At 44.6% G+C, this 16,940-nt stretch carries 14 protein-coding genes; 8 read left to right on the plus strand and 6 right to left on the minus strand.

Features of this window, described 5'->3' with window-relative positions:
• Positions 1-112: 112 nt before the first annotated feature.
• Positions 113-2,554 carry an ABC transporter permease gene (locus TW81_RS06255; protein ID WP_045954949.1) on the minus strand — a complete coding sequence of 814 codons (2,442 nt, stop codon included), beginning with the start codon at positions 2,552-2,554 and terminating at the stop codon, positions 113-115.
• On the minus strand, positions 2,554-3,228 hold the full coding sequence (locus TW81_RS06260; protein ID WP_045954849.1) for an ABC transporter ATP-binding protein: 675 nt from the start codon (positions 3,226-3,228) through the stop codon (positions 2,554-2,556). The genes TW81_RS06255 and TW81_RS06260 overlap by 1 nt, the downstream gene beginning before the upstream one ends.
• Between TW81_RS06260 and tesA the strand changes: the two genes are divergently transcribed.
• From tesA to TW81_RS06280, 4 genes are all read left to right on the plus strand, one after another.
• Positions 3,227-3,826 (plus strand): multifunctional acyl-CoA thioesterase I/protease I/lysophospholipase L1, encoded by a 600-nt coding sequence (tesA, locus tag TW81_RS06265; protein WP_045954850.1) that lies wholly within the window; start codon positions 3,227-3,229, stop codon positions 3,824-3,826. The genes TW81_RS06260 and tesA overlap by 2 nt on opposite strands.
• 76 nt (positions 3,827-3,902) lie before the next feature.
• Positions 3,903-5,093, plus strand: coding sequence for an enoyl-ACP reductase FabV (gene fabV, locus TW81_RS06270; RefSeq protein ID WP_045954851.1), 1,191 nt, complete (start codon positions 3,903-3,905; stop codon positions 5,091-5,093).
• A gap of 216 nt (positions 5,094-5,309) precedes the next feature.
• Positions 5,310-7,229, plus strand: coding sequence for a sensor domain-containing phosphodiesterase (locus TW81_RS06275; protein WP_045954852.1), 1,920 nt, complete (start codon positions 5,310-5,312; stop codon positions 7,227-7,229).
• Positions 7,230-7,308: 79 nt separating this feature from the next.
• Complete coding sequence (locus tag TW81_RS06280; protein ID WP_045954853.1) at positions 7,309-8,964, plus strand: ABC-ATPase domain-containing protein; 1,656 nt, start codon at positions 7,309-7,311, stop codon at positions 8,962-8,964.
• Positions 8,965-9,011: 47 nt separating this feature from the next.
• On the opposite strand, the gene TW81_RS06285 is transcribed toward TW81_RS06280, so the two are convergent.
• Both TW81_RS06285 and TW81_RS06290 read right to left on the minus strand, forming a co-directional pair.
• A complete protein-coding gene (locus tag TW81_RS06285; protein ID WP_045954854.1) occupies positions 9,012-9,629 on the minus strand; it encodes a DNA-J related domain-containing protein in 618 nt (205 codons plus the stop codon).
• 132 nt (positions 9,630-9,761) lie between these two features.
• Positions 9,762-10,601: an isopenicillin N synthase family dioxygenase gene (locus tag TW81_RS06290; RefSeq protein WP_045954855.1), complete on the minus strand. Its 840-nt coding sequence runs from the start codon at positions 10,599-10,601 to the stop codon at positions 9,762-9,764.
• Between the two features lie 226 nt (positions 10,602-10,827).
• Between TW81_RS06290 and TW81_RS06295 the strand changes: the two genes are divergently transcribed.
• Positions 10,828-11,439, plus strand: coding sequence for a DUF2238 domain-containing protein (locus TW81_RS06295; RefSeq protein ID WP_045954856.1), 612 nt, complete (start codon positions 10,828-10,830; stop codon positions 11,437-11,439).
• Here TW81_RS06295 and cutA read toward each other — a convergent pair.
• Both cutA and helD read right to left on the minus strand, forming a co-directional pair.
• Positions 11,403-11,723, minus strand: a complete 321-nt coding sequence (cutA, locus tag TW81_RS06300) for a divalent-cation tolerance protein CutA (protein WP_045954857.1) — start codon at positions 11,721-11,723, stop codon at positions 11,403-11,405. The genes TW81_RS06295 and cutA overlap by 37 nt on opposite strands.
• Before the next feature lie 9 nt (positions 11,724-11,732).
• The gene (gene helD, locus TW81_RS06305; protein WP_045954858.1) at positions 11,733-13,793 is read right to left on the minus strand and encodes a DNA helicase IV; all 2,061 of its coding nucleotides are present in this window, start codon (positions 13,791-13,793) and stop codon (positions 11,733-11,735) included.
• Positions 13,794-14,047: 254 nt separating this feature from the next.
• Between helD and yccS the strand changes: the two genes are divergently transcribed.
• The 3 genes from yccS to TW81_RS06320 all read left to right on the plus strand — a co-directional run bounded on the left by yccS (position 14,048) and on the right by TW81_RS06320 (position 16,907).
• On the plus strand, positions 14,048-16,216 hold the full coding sequence (gene yccS / locus TW81_RS06310) for a YccS family putative transporter (protein ID WP_045954859.1): 2,169 nt from the start codon (positions 14,048-14,050) through the stop codon (positions 16,214-16,216).
• 130 nt (positions 16,217-16,346) lie between these two features.
• Complete coding sequence (locus TW81_RS06315; protein WP_045954860.1) at positions 16,347-16,571, plus strand: hypothetical protein; 225 nt, start codon at positions 16,347-16,349, stop codon at positions 16,569-16,571.
• 54 nt (positions 16,572-16,625) lie between these two features.
• Entirely contained in the window at positions 16,626-16,907 is a 282-nt protein-coding gene (locus tag TW81_RS06320) for a hypothetical protein (protein WP_045954861.1), read from the plus strand.
• Positions 16,908-16,940: the final 33 nt, after the last annotated feature.

The following is a 16,940-nucleotide window of genomic DNA, read 5'->3' on the forward strand; positions in this document are numbered from 1 at the left end:
CGGGCTACGCCTACTCGGGGCTGCGGGAAAGCTTAAGTTATCTACAGGTCAAGTTATCCCAAACTTTATCCACTGTTTTTGTGGATAACTGGACAACATGACCCATAAAAAATCAGCTAAACGCTTTGTTTACAGGGGTTAACAAGCGATTTATCAAACTGTTCACAACTAAAGCAAGTGTAAAAAAAGTACCCATAGGAAGCAATATCCATAGCCACCAATGGAACTGTGGTGAGAGATCAAATCCAAACAGCATTATCGCTCCAACGACCATTTCAGAGCCGATGATCGCGATGACGCCAGCCACCAAAGCCATCAATCCGTATTCCGCCCAAATGGTTTGCTCTACACGTTTCTTACTTGCACCAAGCGTCCGATAGAGCTGAATTTCATCCTGCCTTTGACCTAGGCTTAGCCTTAATAGAGTAAAAATCAACAGTAGGCCAGATAAGACACCAATTGCCGCCAACAAAGTAATTGACCAGACGATCTGTGCTAACAGCTCCTGAATTTTGGCGCCCATAACCCGGATATCCATCAAGCTGACTGTTGGGTGCTGGCGAGACAACTGATTAAGCAAGCTATCGTCACTCTGTTCTATTTTAAAGCTGACCAAGTAAGTCGCTGGGATATTTTTCAATACATCAGGTGTGAATATAAAATAGAAGTTTGGCTTCATATCGCGCCACTCCACTTGCCGGATCGAATTCACCTTGGCTTTAACGTTTACGCTGTTAATGACAAACTCCAGCTCATCACCAATATCGAGCCCTAAGTCGCTTGCTACGTCTGCTTCAACCGATACCCCACCGCTTTGTTTCCATTTCCCTTCAACGACCTCATTATATGAAGGAATGCCAGAAGCAAAGGTAAAGTTTATTTCTCGTCGAAGTGCATCACTCGCCTCTTCACCCTGAGCCCTTTCTTTGGCATCGACACCATTGATATTGACCAAACGGCCGCGAATGATCGGATAATCTTCTGAGCGTTCAATATGATTGTCATCAAGCACTTTCAGGTAGGCATCTTTTTCGTAGGGTGCGATGTTAAGCGCGAACGCATTCGGCGCGTCTTTGGGTAAGGTTCTCTGCCAATCGGTCAATAAATCGGTTCGAACTAACCACATGGTTGAAAGTAGCATCAATGATAAAGCTAACGCCCCAAATTGTATGCCAGTAGCAAGCAGTGAACGGTTGATTCGACTCAGCGCCAGCTTAAATGCCGCACCCAACGGTGCGCTGCTTAACGCTTTGGTCGCCAATACACTGACTAAAGCCAGGACAAAAAATAGCGCTACTATCCCACCGAGCACGATCCAAACCAGCAGGTTATCGTAATAAGTGAACAGCATAGGAATGATGGGAACGAGCACCAGCCAATAGCGCGCTTTTGTTGTATTTAACTCAGCTTTAGGTTGCATGACATTAACAGCACTAACATTGGTTAAGCCAATAAGCGGAATACCTAACGCAGGTACAGCAATAAGTAAGCTGGTTGCCACAGAAATTACTATCGGTTTGAGTCCATAACTCGGCAACGGACTTGGTAATAGATCCACCAGAGGGATCCTCAGTAGATGCTCAAGGACAACCCCAAGAGCAACACCGAATATACCCGCAGCGACTAACAAAATAGTCACTTGAACCAACAACCAACGCACTAACCACTTCTTGCTTGCTCCGAGGCTTTTTAGCATCGCAATGGTTTTTCGCCTTGTTGTGACATAGTGCTGACAGGTTAATACCAGAGTGGTCGCCGCCATGATAACCACGATCGCGACCGTAAGAGAAAGGTATTGCTGGGTTCGCTGGAATACCTCATTCGTACGGCTGGCACTGTTCTGATCTCGCCATCGGTCGCTAGGGGTTAATTCTACCGCCTGCTTTAGGCGTTCGATATTCGCCTGTTCACCATTAATGTATTTACTGTATCGTACGCGGCTACCAACCTGAACCGCTCCGGTACGTTCAATATCACCACTGTGGATAAATGCGGAAGGCATTTGTTGAAAAGGGTTAAAGCTTAAACCTGGCTCCTCAATGATTCGCCCTGTCACAACAAAATCGCCATCGCCTAGCGTGACGGCGTCACCAATTGAGACTTCAAGTTGAGAAAACAATCTCTCGTCTAACCACAATTCGCCCGGTTTTACTCTTGAATAGCTCTGTTGGTCGTCCGAAAGCACCATTTCGCCTTGCAAGGGATATAGACTATCGACGCCTTTTACCGTAATCAGCTTCATGCCCCTGTCACTAAACGCCATTGTGCCAAATCGGGTTTGGCTTGACGTAGTGAGCTGATTTTCTTCTGCTAGCGTTTCGAAAGCGGGATCGATCGGATTTGATGAAATAAATACCGTGTCAGCCGTTAACGCTTGTTTGCCTTGTTTAACGACCACCTGCTCCATGCGTTCAGCCAACGCTGTCAGCGCGAATATGCTGGCAATGATTAATATCAGCGCAATGGTGACAGGCCAAAGTTGCCCTTGTCGTATTTCACTAAGGCTCCATACGAATAGACGTTTATTGAGTGAGCGTGACGCGACGGTTGACATCATTCCCCCTCCAAACGACCAGCTTTCATCTTAATAATACGATCACAGCGTTGTGCCAGTTTAGAGTCGTGGGTCACGAGCACCAGCGTAGTACCATGTTCTTTGTTAAGCGAAAAGAGCAATTCAATTACAGTTGACGCCGTTTGTTGGTCGAGATTTCCCGTCGGTTCATCGGCAAACAGTATTTTCGGCTGAATCATAAACGCTCTCGCCAGTGCCACTCGCTGCTGCTCTCCCCCTGATAACTGAGAAGGCGAATGATGAACGCGACTTTGCAAACCGACCGACTGTAACAAACTAATTGCGCGTTGTTTGTCCTCTGGCTCACCTTTAAGTAGGCAAGGCAATGTGACGTTGTCTAACGCAGACAAGCTTGGTATTAGAAGAAAGCTTTGGAAAACAAACCCTACTGATTCACTACGTATCGCAGCCCGTTCTTCGTCCGTTAAACGGTGCAGAGGCTGACTTAACAGTGTGACTTCACCTGCTGTTGGGGTATCTAACCCTGCAAGGAGCGTCATCAAGGTCGACTTCCCTGCCCCTGACGTACCGACAATAGCGACACTTTCACCCTCTTTAATGTCGAGATTTACATCATCAAGGATTGTTAATTGCTCTCGATTGGTAGAGACTACTTTGGACAATGATTGCGCTTTGATTACGGATGTTTGCATGTTGAGACTACTTTCCCTTGTTCTTCTATTTTTGTTTGTTAATCCTGCTTACAGCAAAACCTTGTTAATTTTAGGCGACAGCTTAAGTGCTGGATACCAAATGCCGATTGATCAAGCGTGGCCATCTCTTCTTACGCAAGATCTTGACCAAAACGGTCAAAAATTATCGGTTGTCAACGCCAGTATTTCTGGCGATACGACTGGAAACGGACTCGCTCGATTACCTAGCTTGCTTGAACAACATCAACCAGAATACGTGCTAATTGAGCTCGGTGCCAACGATGGATTACGTGGTTTTCCAACTAACATTGTACAAAATAATCTCAGTGAAATGATTAATCTGGTACGCAGCTCAGATGCTACTCCATTATTAATGCAAATTCATATTCTGCCTAATTATGGCAAACGCTACACAGAAGCGTTTTCTGCTGTCTACCCTCAAGTTTCCGAGCAGCTCAATGTGCCATTGCTGCCATTTTTTCTCGAAGGTGTGATCATCAGACCCGAGTGGATGATGTCAGATGGCCTCCATCCCAAACCTGAAGCACAACCATGGATCTCAAATTTTGTTGCCAATGCATTAATAAATCACCTCTGATTGCTTTAGCTCAATAAACTTTACATAGCTTTACGCTAGCTTGAATTGTCAGCATATGTTGGTTAGAGGAGCAGGTATGATTATTGAGCCTATCATTGATGGTGTCATCGCACGTAGTGCACATCCACTCGGATGCAAACAAGCCATCACCAATCAGATAGAATATGTGAAATCCGCCAGCAAAATAGAGCATGGCCCGAAACGAGTTTTAATTATTGGTGGTTCATCAGGTTTGGGGCTTGCCTCAAGAATCGCACTCACCTTCGGTGGTGCGAAAGCAGATACCATCAGTGTCTCATTTGAAAAAGCCCCGTCATCCAAAGGTTCGGGCTCTGCAGGGTTTTATAACAACTTTTACTTTGAAAAGCTTGCCCATCAAGAAGGCCGTGTCGCGATTAACATCAACGGTGACGCGTTTTCCAAGCAAATTAAAGATGAAGTTGTTGAAGCTATCGAAACCTATTTTGAGGGTGAGGTTGATCTGGTTATATACAGCCTAGCCAGCGGCATTCGACCAAATCCAGAAACAGGTGAACTGTGGCGCTCGGCGATAAAACCGATAGGCGACTCTATCACCGGAAATACGCTGCTGTTGGAATCAGATCAATGGCATCAAACCACGCTCCCACCCGCAACAGATGAAGAGGCACAAGCGACACTCAAAGTCATGGGAGGCGAAGATTGGGAAGAGTGGATTGATACCTTAATCAATTCTGAGTCGATCGCACAAGGTTGCAATACTATCGCATTTTCCTATATCGGGCCGGAATGTACTCACCCTATCTACCTTGATGGCACTTTAGGTCGCGCTAAAATCGACCTCCATCAAACCAGCCATGCATTAAATCTCAAGTTGGCGAACTATGATGGAAATGCCTACGCAACCGTCTGTAAAGCTTTAGTCACCAAAGCCAGTGTTTTTATCCCCGCCTTGAGCCCCTACATCATCGCTCTCTACAAAGTAATGAAAGAGCAAGGCAACCATGAGGGATGTATCGAGCAGATGCAGAGGCTGTTTAGCAGTAAACTTTACGGCGGCGAAAAGGTTAGCGTTGACTGCGAACGCTTAATTCGGATGGACGATTGGGAGCTCGCCCCTTCAACCCAAGAGAAAGTGACTCACCTACTTAGCCAAATGAATGAGAGCAATTTTAAACAGCTTGGTGATTACGCAGGATTCAAGCAAGAATTTCTCAATTTGAACGGATTTGGCTTCCAAAATATAAACTACAGTGATGAAGTTAATACTGATATATATGTAATCTAAACCTGTTGTTTAAAAACACTATCTCAATTATGAGAAAGCACCACCAAGCAAGTCCTAAACCTATGTTTAGGACTTTTTTTTGCGTTGCTTATCCTGCATCCTAACTGTCAACTTCATGTCAAACCTCGAATATTGGTTCCAATGACTATTTCTACGACTATTATTAAAGAGAGCAAGGATTGCTCGGATTGGTCCACAAGCCTACAGGGAACAAATATGTCTAAGTTGAATACGGGAACCATTTCTATTCCTGAAGACATGAGTGACAATTGGCAAAAAATCGTCAATCTCCTAGCAGAAATAGTCGATGTTCCAGCTGCACTGATTATGCGAGTGCACAAAGAATACATTGAAGTATTCTCAGCGAACAATAATCGTCATCACCCATATCAAGCGGGTGACAGTGAAACGTTAGGTCAGGGGCTCTATTGTGAGACCGTCGTTAACGAGAATAGGGAGCTTGTTGTACCCAACGCCCTGAATGATGAAAAATGGTGTCGCAATCCGGATATAAAGTTTGGCCTCTTGGCATATTGCGGCTTACCACTACGTTGGCCAAACGGTGCAATCTTTGGAACCATCTGTGTTCTTGACGATAATGAAAACCCATTTAACGAAACTTACCAACAACTTATCTTGTCGTTCCGTGATTCCGTTGAAGCCCAACTCAAAACGCTGTACCAGAACCTCTACCTTCAGCAAATGAATCTTGAACTAGAGAGTCGGGTCAATACCCGCACTCAAGATCTGGTTGATCTAAACTACTCCCTCAATCTTGAAATTGATAAGCGCCGAGCGGCTGAGCGAACGATAAGATATCAACAACGCCACGATCTCGGGACAGGCTTTTTAAACCGCAATGCGTTGGAACTGGAAGCACAGCAGCTGTTAGACACCTTGCCACTCGAAGCGATAGAATCAGACTACAAAATTGGCCTATTACATATTGGATTTACCAATGGCCGTAGGATTCAAGCCAAATATGGTTACGGCGCATGGGAAAATATACTCAAAGCATTTCGAGGAAAGCTGCTTCAACACACCCAACTGAACGTCATCACCGCCAGACCCGCTTCAACCGACCTAGCGTTTCTGTTTAGAACAGAGCACTACGATGATGACATCCACATCCTGTGCAGTGAACTGGTCGAGATCAGTCAAACAGAATTCCAAATTGAAGGTGAACATCTCCACCTGCACAGCTACATTGGTATCGCTAGCTCCGACGACACTCAGTCTGCAAAATCAATGCTCAAATATGCAGCAGAAGCAATGCAGTCCTGTAAAGACTCAGGCCATAAGTTCAGTTTTTACTCGCAAGATATTTCTGATACGCAAAAGAACATTAGTCAACTAGAAAGCTACTTGCTTCAAGCCGTTCGTAATGAAGACTTGCTGCTTTACTTTCAACCTAAAGTCTCCCCGCTGACGCATCGTTGGATTGGCGCAGAAGCTCTACTCCGCTGGCGCCATCCAATTCTAGGCGACATTTCTAATGAAACCTTGATTCATCTTGCTGAACAAAATGGTCTCATCTTTGAAGTGGGCAGTTTTGTTTTACGCTCCGCAATTCAGAAAGCTGCAGAATGGGCGCAGTATGTCAGTGATTTCAAAGTGAGTGTTAACGTCTCTGCAGTTCAGCTTCAGAGCCCTCAGTTTGTTACTCAAGTGCAAGATTTGCTGATTGCCTATCAACTCCCCGCTCACTATCTTGAGCTGGAAGTGACGGAAAGTGGGTTGATTGCCAACGAAGTGGTCGCACGCAATACCTTAGTCGCTCTTAGCCAGCTCGGTGTGACATTGTCACTTGATGACTTTGGTACCGGTTATGCGTCGTTCAATTACCTAAAGAAATTCCCGTTCGATGCGATAAAAGTCGACAAGAGTTTTGTTCATCAACTCGCCAATAGTGAAGAAGATAGAGAAATTGTGCGCTCTATTATTTCTATCGCCAAAAAACTCAATTTAAAAGTCACCGTTGAGGGGATAGAAAACGCAGAACATGAGTCATTTATCCTATCAGAAGATTGCGACATCGGTCAGGGATACCTTTATGGTAAACCTATGCCGTTTGATGAGTTTGAAACTCACTTATTGAACCAAAATAATTTATCTCCCAACTTGTCCTATTCTTAGTCGAGAGACTATTACTTTACTCTAAGGCGGGCGGTTCCTATAATCCCCCGTCTTTGTTGTCACCAATATAGAGTTCACCATGGACCAGCTATCCGCCGCGTTAAAAAAAATCGAAAAACAAAACTACCACGCTTATCAGCAGATTAAGGGTCAATACGAATTTGGTGATTACACCTTCCATATTGATTATGTCCAGGGTGACCCCTACGCATCTGCCTCTCGTGTTCGCGCTATCCGCCCGTGGTCAGTCACAGGGCTCGCTTGGATTCGTGACAAGTCTGAGGCCTATCAAATTGCGGCACGTGATTTCATCGCACGTAGTTTTGCTCAGTTTGCCAAGCAAGAAAGCAGTATTAGCATCGCGTTAACGGGCCAAACCGTACTCGACAATACAGCCGTTCTATTCACTGAACAGGGCATCGAAATCCGCTTTAGAATCAATCTACCCGCAGAAGGACGCAGTGTTCTTGGCAAGAGAGCGGATAATATCCTCACTTTCCATTTACCCAAATTTATTCGTAAAGCAACGTTGGAGCGAGAGCTAAACCTACAGGCACTAATCCATCATTGTGAAACGATTGAAGATCAAGCCGCACTAAGGGATCAGCTTGAACAGAATGGGCTACTCGCATTTGTTGGCAACGGTTCGGTGCTACCGCGAATTTCAGGTAACTGCGACCTACCGATGAAAGACGCGATTGAATTCAGCGCTCCAAGCTCTCTTGAAGTCACACTGGACACACCCAACCGAGGTCAAGTGAAAGGTCTGGGGATTCGCAAAGGCATAACACTTATCGTCGGTGGTGGTTTCCACGGGAAGTCGACCTTGCTCAACGCCATTGAACGTTCGGTTTATGACCATATTCCTGGTGATGGGCGTGAGCTGGTTGTTACCGACCTCTTCGCCATGAAAATTAAAGCGGAAGATGGTCGATGTGTCCACTCACTGAACCTTTCAAATTACATCAATCATCTACCAATGGGTCGAGATACTTGTGACTTTTCAACCCAAGATGCATCTGGCTCTACCTCCCAAGCGGCATGGTTGCAAGAGTCCATCGAATCAGGCGCTCGGGGTATTCTCATTGATGAAGATACGTCAGCGACCAACTTTATGATTCGCGATGAACGTATGCAAGCGCTGGTAGGCAAGGGCGAAGAACCGATCACGCCTCTTGTTGATCGCATCGGTCAACTGAAAGAGCAACTCGATATATCAACAGTCGTTGTCATGGGTGGCTCTGGTGATTACTTAGACATCGCAAATACCGTAATTCAAATGCACGACTACCAACCGATTGACGTTACTGAGAAGGCAAAACAGGTAGTTAAATTGCACCCTACTCAACGTCAAAATGAGTGTGAATCGAATTTAGATTCATTCAGACCACGTACGTTTAATTGCAGCGCGCTACAGAAAATCCTAACTGACGGTAAATTCCGTATTGCGGCGAAAGGTTGCGATTCACTTCGATTTGGCAAAGAGTACACCGACCTCACGGCTCTGGAGCAACTTGAGTCAAACAATGAACTTAATGCCATTGGCTGGGTTTGGTTTCAATTTGCCCAACAGCCCGGTTGGTCAACGGTTCCGGCTAAAGATCTGTTGCGTTACTTACAACCCGACTGGAGTAACACTATGCCTGTGCAGGGCGATCTCGCTAAACCACGTGTGCTAGATGTCATGGCAGCGCTAAATCGTATGCGTAAGTCGCAATTTAAAGCCTGCAATTAATCTTCCTAGACAATTTAATGTATAAAGCGCCTATGTTAGGCGCTTTGTTAGTGACGTAGAACATTCCAAGCTTCACACAACACTCGGAATTTGTCGCTGTCACCATTGTCACGATCCGGATGCCACTTTAAGGCCAATTTACGCCACGTTTTGCGTATTTCTGACCGAGTCGCATCCCGTGGAAGTTTAAACAGATTTAACGCCTTGACCCTATCCATTTCGTTGCCGTTCGTGCTGCCAACAAACTCACGATAACGGGTCCAAAACTCATTGAGTAAGCGTTTGACTTCGCCCTCTTCCGCTTCGTAATTTTTCCATTGAATGTAGTAATCACGCAGAGGATCATGGTGATCGACTTCATGACCTTGTACTCGATTGGCGGGCATTAAAACGATATCCATCGCCTGCACTTGCAGCCAGTTGTCAGGATAGAGCGTCTCTTGCAACTGAAACAAGGCATTCATAATAAGAAAATTGCGCTTGAAAAGATCTTTTTCAGGTGATTCATCAAGCAAGGGTATAAAACCTAGGTCGCCTAGATGAGAGGCTAAGGTGTGTACCTTCCATCCGCTAGGCTGCTTTCTCAACACTTCAAGAATTGGCCAAAGCAATGGGTTTTCCATATATTGTTGAAACTGAGCAGTCAGTTCTTGTCGTTCTTGCATAAACTCCCTTTCTCCTTCTCGTCCAATTAATGCCATAAAGCCTAATTTGTCGAGCCTAGCCTTTGATAAATGTCGTCTGAGCCATAAAAAAAGAGCCGCGAATGCGACTCTTTTTCCATAATTAAATCTTGGCTAGATAACACCTAGCTCACGTAGGCGTTCCATTAGGTAGCTGTGAGCGGTATGGCGTTCAGACAGCACCACCTCCGGTTTCGGGTGCAAGAACAAAGGTAGTGAGATACGAGAGTGCTCTTGACGTGCACCTGTTGGGTTAATAACACGGTGCGTCGTAGATGGGAAATAACCACCCGAAGCTTCTTGCAACATGTCGCCAATATTAATGATTAAATTACCAAAGTCGCATGGCACATCTAGCCAGTCACCTTCTTTGCTCAACACTTGCAAACCTGGCTCATTAGCTGCTGGTAATACGGTCAACAAGTTAATGTCTTCGTGGGCAGCGGCGCGAATAGCACCCGGCTCTTCTTCGCCTGTCATTGGTGGGTAGTGAAGGATGCGTAGCAATGTTTTATTACTGCCATTGATCATTTCAGATAAGGCGATAGAGAACTTCTCTTGCACATCGGCTGGTGCGTGCGCTTCTACCCAACTAAGTAATTCTTCTGCAAATGTATTCGCTCGGTCATAGTAATCCATGATTTGCTCTTTGAGCTCCTCAGGCATCTGTCCCCAAGGATAAACATGAAAGTACTCTTTTATATCTTTAACTGTATGCCCTTTCGCCACCTCTGACACGCTAGGTGGAAAATATCCATCTTGGGTCTCAACGTTGAAGTGGAAATCATTCTTACGTTCAGACATAAAGAACTTGTACCAATTCACATAAATGGATTCGACAAGCTCTTTAGGGATTGGGTGATTTTTTAACACGCCAAAACCAGTTTCACGTAACGAGGTGACAAACAGTTCAGCTGCGTTTTCTGCTGTGTAGTCGACAGTTTCTAATTTCATGACTTTGCTTTCTAATAATTATGGTAATAAGACGAGGATTGTAAATGTGACATATTGGTAAAGCAAACGATAAACCATTTGTGATATTGGTTAGGTTTGAGAGTGTGCAGTAATACAAATTTTCAACATAAGTTGTGAATACAAGCAAAAAATAGTCAATAACAAAATAATTGAACGGCGTTTTATTGAGTGTCATCATAGACTAAGTTTCAAACAGGAGATTGAAATGAATTTAAAATTTTCACGCGCTTTGGTTTGGCTTACTCTAGGCTATATGTTGCTGTTTCTCTTTTCCGCCATTTCCCCGTCTTCTCGCGCAGTATGGATCGCTGAAATCGTTCCTGCCGTGTTCATCTTAGGCACTATCTGGTGGATATCACGCCAATACCAATTTTCAACAACGGCCTATGTACTGATGTTTATATGGCTAGCTCTTCACACGATTGGCGCAAAATTCACTTTTGCCGAAGTCCCGTTTGATTGGTTCAATCAATTAATAGGTTCTGATAGAAATAATTTTGATCGCGTTGCGCATTTTTCTATCGGGCTCTACGTCTATCCTGTTGCTGAGTATTTATTGAAAGTTAAAAAAGTCAGTCCATCAATCGCCATGAGCTACGCTCTGTTTGCTTTAATGGCTCTTGCAGCAGGCTACGAAATCATTGAATGGTGGTACGCCGATCTGGCAGGTGGCGATGAAGGCATCGCATTTTTAGGATCTCAAGGTGATATTTGGGATGCTCAGAAAGACATGTTGATGGATACGCTCGGCGCTATTTGCTCTTTGGTACTACTCGCGATTCAGCGCCGCGTATTCTCTTCAATCCATGAAAGATAAGGATTAAATCCTTCAGCAAAGGGAACTTGAATAATCTGCGGCACATCATAATCGTGGTGCGCTTTTATAGTTTGCTCAAGTTCCGTATAGCACGCATTGGTGGTTTTCATTATCATCAATATTTCTTGATCAGCGCAGATTTCATTTTGCCACACATAGTGACTTTCAATAGGCATGGTTTGAATGCACGCCGCAAGTTGCTGGCCAAGTACAGAGTCAATGATCTGTTTGGCATTTTCACGGCTGTTGGTGGTCGATAAAACCATGCAGAATTGTTCAGACATGATAGCTCCTTACTTTTGAATGATAACCGGATAGTCTTGATCTATCAGCTCTTTGACAAAGCTTGAGCCACTACCATTGTATGCAACCCAGACCTTTTTCTTCGCTCTAGTCAAAGCGACGTAAAAGAGGCGGCGCTCTTCAGCATAAGGGAATTGGTCGCTTGATTGGGTTAATGCGCCATCAATATGCAGGGCTTTTACCCGAGCCGGAAATTGGCCTTCATCAACGTTTACAATAAAAACAAAGTCGGCTTCTTTTCCCTTACTCGAATGGCAGGTCATAAATTCGATCGTTAGTAAAGCGAATCGTTTCTGCCAATCCTGCAAGAGTTCAGGCTTATGGTAGTGGTTTCGCCCAAGTATCAACACGGACTGTGTAGATTTAGCACTGCGATTAAGTTGGTCGAGAACTTTCTCCACATGCCCGAGCGGCATCAAAGTCACCGCTTTCGCCTTTTGTTCTTTATGGCTGTTAAGTTGTTTAGCTAACTGAGCTGGGTTTTGCTGAATAAATCGATTGGCAACCTCACCGATACGATTGTTAAATCGATACGTGGTGTCTAAGTGATGAACGGTAGAATGTGGGAACCGTGTGGCAAATCCCGTCGTAAGATCAACATCAGATCCAGCGAACTGATATATAGACTGCCAGTCATCACCCACCGCAAAGAGCACTCCACCCTCTTGTTGATTGCAGAGCGCTTCAATCAAAGCAAGACGTTGCGGCGAGATATCTTGATATTCATCAACCATAATGTAACGCCAAGGTGAAATGAATTTGCCTTTTTCGACGTAGTGAGTCGCGCGGGTAATCATGAGGTTAAAATCGATATGGCCAAGTTCTTTCAATTGCTGTTGCCATGCCTGATAGCATGGCCATACTAAAGCCAGTTCGCTATTCAGGCGCGTGTATTCAGGGTGCTCAACTAAGCGTTGTTGAATCTCTTTCTTGGTTAGCCCAATTGATGCCAACTGCATAAGCTGTTTTTCTAGCCACGCAATAAGTTTGGGGTTTTCAACGTGGCTACCAAGTTCATCATCGCCTGCAAGATAAGCAATTGGCCATTTAGACAGATGCTTTTGCCAACGTTTAAAATTAGTCGGGGTCATCCAATGCTTTTTAAGCCAATCTATGCACCAGTTCTGGCGCTGGTTGTCATCCAAAGCAAGGGGGGAAATCACAACCTCATTTTGCTCAACACTATTTAATATCTGTAACCCTAATTGATGGAAGGTATTAACTTTAACGCCTTCTGCGCTTAGGCCGATTTTATCGTTTAATCGCTGAGCCATTTCTTGTGCTGCATCTTTGCCAAACGCCAGCATTAAGATCTCTTCAGCGCGAGCAAGGTGACTTTGGAGTAAATATGCGACTCTTGCTGTAAGTACACTGGTTTTACCCGAACCAGCTCCGGCAAGCACTAGATTGTGGTCATCGTTAAGCAGCACTGCTCGTTTTTGAGAATAGTTAAGCGGGGAAGATTCAATTTGGGCGAACAAAACCTGCCAGTTGTCGAGTTCATTTGAAATCCACGTTTCATTTCTTGTTGTTAGTTGTTCGTCCGGATCGTTAATCCAAGGTTCAATGCTTTCCATCCGCGCAGGCATTCTCAGCATGGCATCATTGAGTGTCATTTCCATTCGTTGGAAATCCTCAACAATCTGATCACGCCACTTTTCGACACTAGAATGGGTTAAGAAACAAGGTTGACGTGCAAAGTGCTGGACTTGCTCTTCCCAATTAGGAAGAAATTTCACCAACTGCTGGCACTGATTTTTGTGCCACTGTTGATAACAAGCGACAGCATTTCTGGCAAACTCGCGGCATTTCTTAGCTGGTAAGCCTTGCACCAACCAAGCTCTTTGCTGACTGGCATGTTCGTGGGCGAAAAACACTAATCCCCCCCAAATAAGCCCATTTTTTATCTGTACTCGTCCATTCCACACATTGAAGGGAATATGCTCTTCACTCGTTTCCGAACTTAAAATGAGTGCATCTGACGATACTTCAATATGGTAGTATTCGTGTTGAATAAAAAACTTTGCAGTCTTGTTAGCCGATAGCTGCATTCTTTTAGACCTATAATCTCTCTTGTCGACATCATAACGTAATTAAATTTTCTTTGGACAAGTTTCCAGTAAAATTTCTACGTCAACAGCCTGTTTTATACCCATTTTTCCATTACTTGTTGTGACAGGTTTCTGGCCCACTTTTAGGTTGTTTAAAAGTTATTCAAACTCATTGCTATCTTTATTTAGATCAGATCGTTACCATGGATTTAATGTTAATTTAGTGCTACTTGAGAATACAAAGTCGTCGAATAGTGAATTTATATAGCCAGCTACGCCACTTTTGGGCAAATAAAACATTCAACTACAGCCTGCTTATCCTAGTAACGCTGCTTGGTGTTGTGATTCCAACATGGTATCTCCAACTTAACACTCTAATTGTTCCGCTGATCTTAGGCGTTATCGCCGCGGCATTAGCTGAAAGTGATGATAGCTTTACTGGCCGATTAAAGTCACAGACGTTAACTTTGATCTGTTTCGCTGTTGCCGCTTTTTCAATTGAGGTGTTGTTTAGCACCCCTTGGTTGTTCGCATTAGGGCTATTTGTTTCTACCTTTGGTTTTATTATGTTAGGCGCCATCGGCCCTCGCTATGCCAGTATCGCGTTCGGATCTTTGCTCCTCGCTATTTACACCATGCTAGGTGCGCACGAAAGCACAAATATTTGGTTCCAGCCCGTCATGCTACTTACGGGCGCAGCTTGGTACTATTTCGTCTCTATGCTTTGGCAAGCACTGTGGCCAATGCAGCCCGTACAGCAAAGCTTGGCAAACGTATTTCTTCAACTTAGCCACTATCTTGATTCAAAAAGCCAACTTTTCCACCCAGTTTCAAACCTTAAGCCTCAACCCTATCGAATTGAAGAAGCAAGGCTAAATGCTGCGACAGTCAGTGCGTTAAACGTATGTAAAGCAACCTTTCTCGCACGCTCTAAACGCGGTCATGTTGACGGCGTCAGCGATCGGTTTTTACACACCTACTTTTTAGCGCAAGACATCCATGAACGCATCAGCTCAACACACTATCGGTATCAGGAACTTGCCGAGCATTTTGAACGCTCAGATGTTCTGTTCCGATTTAAGCATTTGCTGCAAAACCAAGCTAAGTCGTGCCGCGAGATAGCCCAAGCCATACGTATGGGTAAAGAGTATCAACACAGTGCTGATTCCATCGTCGCGCTGGATGAGCTGCAGAACGCGCTGATCTACCTTCAGGATCAACACAACCCTAAATGGCGTTCGCTATTAGCTCAATTAGGCTATTTATTCAATAACTTGGCGACCGTTGAAAAGCAGTTGAGTAACGTCAACAACCCTGACACAGACAAACTTGAAGAAGATGTCTTGGATGATACCGAAGCACATACTTTGCGTGTCATGTGGCAAAGGATCCGTTCAAATTTCAGCAAAGACTCTATGCTGTTCCGCCACGCCATTCGTATGTCGATTGCGCTTACATTAGGTTATGGCCTTATTCAGCTATTAGGTATCGAACGAGGTTACTGGATATTGTTGACCACACTGTTTGTTTGTCAGCCAAACTACAGTGCCACCAGGCAAAAGCTCGTCGCACGTATACTCGGCACTTTTACCGGGATTTGTATCGGTGTGCCTTTGCTTACGCTATTTCCATCTCAGGAAAGTCAACTGCTGTTGGTGGTTGTCTCCGGCGTCGCATTTTTCGCCTTTCGACTGGCCAACTACGGCTACGCGACAGGATTTATTACCGTGCTTGTTCTCTTTTGTTTCAATCAGTTAGGTCAAGGTTTTGACGTTATTTTACCGCGTATTGCTGATACCTTGATAGGTTGTATACTCGCCGTTGGAGCTGTGACATTTATCCTGCCGGATTGGCACGCCAAACGCTTGCACAAAGTGATGGCCGATGCAATTGGTGCAAACCAACATTACCTCGGTCAAATCATCGGCCAGTATCGCATTGGGAAAAAAGATAGCCTTAGTTATCGAGTCTCTAGGCGCAATGCACATAACCAAGACGCCAATTTGGCTGCATCAATCACCAATATGCTAGCGGAACCCGGGCGTTACATTTCAGCCATCGAAGAGAGCTATCGCTTTTTAACCTTAAACCACGCGTTATTAAGTTACATTTCCGCGTTGGGTGCGCACAGAACTCAGATTGCAGAAGAAGAAACTCATAAACTGATCCTCGACGCACATCGCGTCATCCATCAACATTTAACTGTGCTATATAAACAGTTGAATGAACATTGCGACGATTACAATACCAGCGATATCGATGATCCTGTACTAGAGCAGCGGCTAACTGAATGGCGTGAAGAAGACGACAGCTCGGTTCGCATGGTGCTGCAACAATTGCACCTCGTGTATAGAATGCTGCCGGAACTGCATTCGTTAGCGAGTAAATTTGCCGTACGCGTCGCTCATAAGCCAAGTGAATAGATACCCTCAACATCAATGCCATCGTTATATTCATTTGAAGCTAACTAACTAAATCTTGACATTATCCGGACAAGGCTAGCGGAGGTGGAAACTAAAATTGCTTGTACGTTATTTGTACGAGGGTAAGGCAATGAAAGGAGACATCTCTTATCTGTATCCGTCAGAAGTTACGATCATGAACTCGTGCAATAATATGGCTCCGAAAGAGTTCGAGGCGATCCGTGAACAACTACAATCACTCACTCCACAACAGCTACGTTCGTTGAGAGGAGAAATCAATTGCAAACTTGGTTCTGTTAACAAAGCGATTGTCAGTGATGAAGAGCTAGACATGATCTCTAGCCTATTTGCGTAGCACAACTTGCTCAAAATACAAACACGTCTTAAGCTTTAGCAAAGGGAGGTGTCTATGGCTGTGTCTTCTGTCCAATCTGGATATCAGATTATTGATATGTCATCTAAGATGGCCGAAGAGGCTGCGCACGAGATTCAGCGTAACCAGCAGTTGCAAGCTATGCCTAAAGATAATACTTATGATTTCAATCAAGTTGAGTTTAAAGCCTCACCTACCCCTTCAGATATTGACTCCCTGACCAAGTTAACCAGCGCAGAGCAGTACAGTAAGATTGGCACCAATGTCATCCAAAGAGATCAAGAGATGATTGGCAGCTTGCTCGACATTCACGTTTGATCACACACTAATTGTCGGAATCGAATACTCAGG

The sequence above is a fragment of the Vibrio galatheae genome (genome assembly GCF_000967545.1).
Taxonomy (GTDB): domain Bacteria; phylum Pseudomonadota; class Gammaproteobacteria; order Enterobacterales; family Vibrionaceae; genus Vibrio; species Vibrio galatheae.

Coding starts and splice junctions, on each gene's coding strand:
- TW81_RS06295 (WP_045954856.1), top strand. CDS start 10,828: ATGAATTTAAAATTTTCACGCGCTTTGGTTTGGCTTACTCTAGGCTAT.
- TW81_RS06280 (WP_045954853.1), top strand. CDS start 7,309: ATGGACCAGCTATCCGCCGCGTTAAAAAAAATCGAAAAACAAAACTAC.
- TW81_RS06255 (WP_045954949.1), bottom strand. CDS start 2,554: ATGTCAACCGTCGCGTCACGCTCACTCAATAAACGTCTATTCGTATGG.
- TW81_RS06315 (WP_045954860.1), top strand. CDS start 16,347: ATGAAAGGAGACATCTCTTATCTGTATCCGTCAGAAGTTACGATCATG.
- tesA (WP_045954850.1), top strand. CDS start 3,227: ATGTTGAGACTACTTTCCCTTGTTCTTCTATTTTTGTTTGTTAATCCT.
- TW81_RS06320 (WP_045954861.1), top strand. CDS start 16,626: ATGGCTGTGTCTTCTGTCCAATCTGGATATCAGATTATTGATATGTCA.
- TW81_RS06275 (WP_045954852.1), top strand. CDS start 5,310: ATGTCTAAGTTGAATACGGGAACCATTTCTATTCCTGAAGACATGAGT.
- fabV (WP_045954851.1), top strand. CDS start 3,903: ATGATTATTGAGCCTATCATTGATGGTGTCATCGCACGTAGTGCACAT.
- TW81_RS06260 (WP_045954849.1), bottom strand. CDS start 3,228: ATGCAAACATCCGTAATCAAAGCGCAATCATTGTCCAAAGTAGTCTCT.
- TW81_RS06285 (WP_045954854.1), bottom strand. CDS start 9,629: ATGCAAGAACGACAAGAACTGACTGCTCAGTTTCAACAATATATGGAA.
- cutA (WP_045954857.1), bottom strand. CDS start 11,723: ATGTCTGAACAATTCTGCATGGTTTTATCGACCACCAACAGCCGTGAA.
- TW81_RS06290 (WP_045954855.1), bottom strand. CDS start 10,601: ATGAAATTAGAAACTGTCGACTACACAGCAGAAAACGCAGCTGAACTG.
- helD (WP_045954858.1), bottom strand. CDS start 13,793: ATGCAGCTATCGGCTAACAAGACTGCAAAGTTTTTTATTCAACACGAA.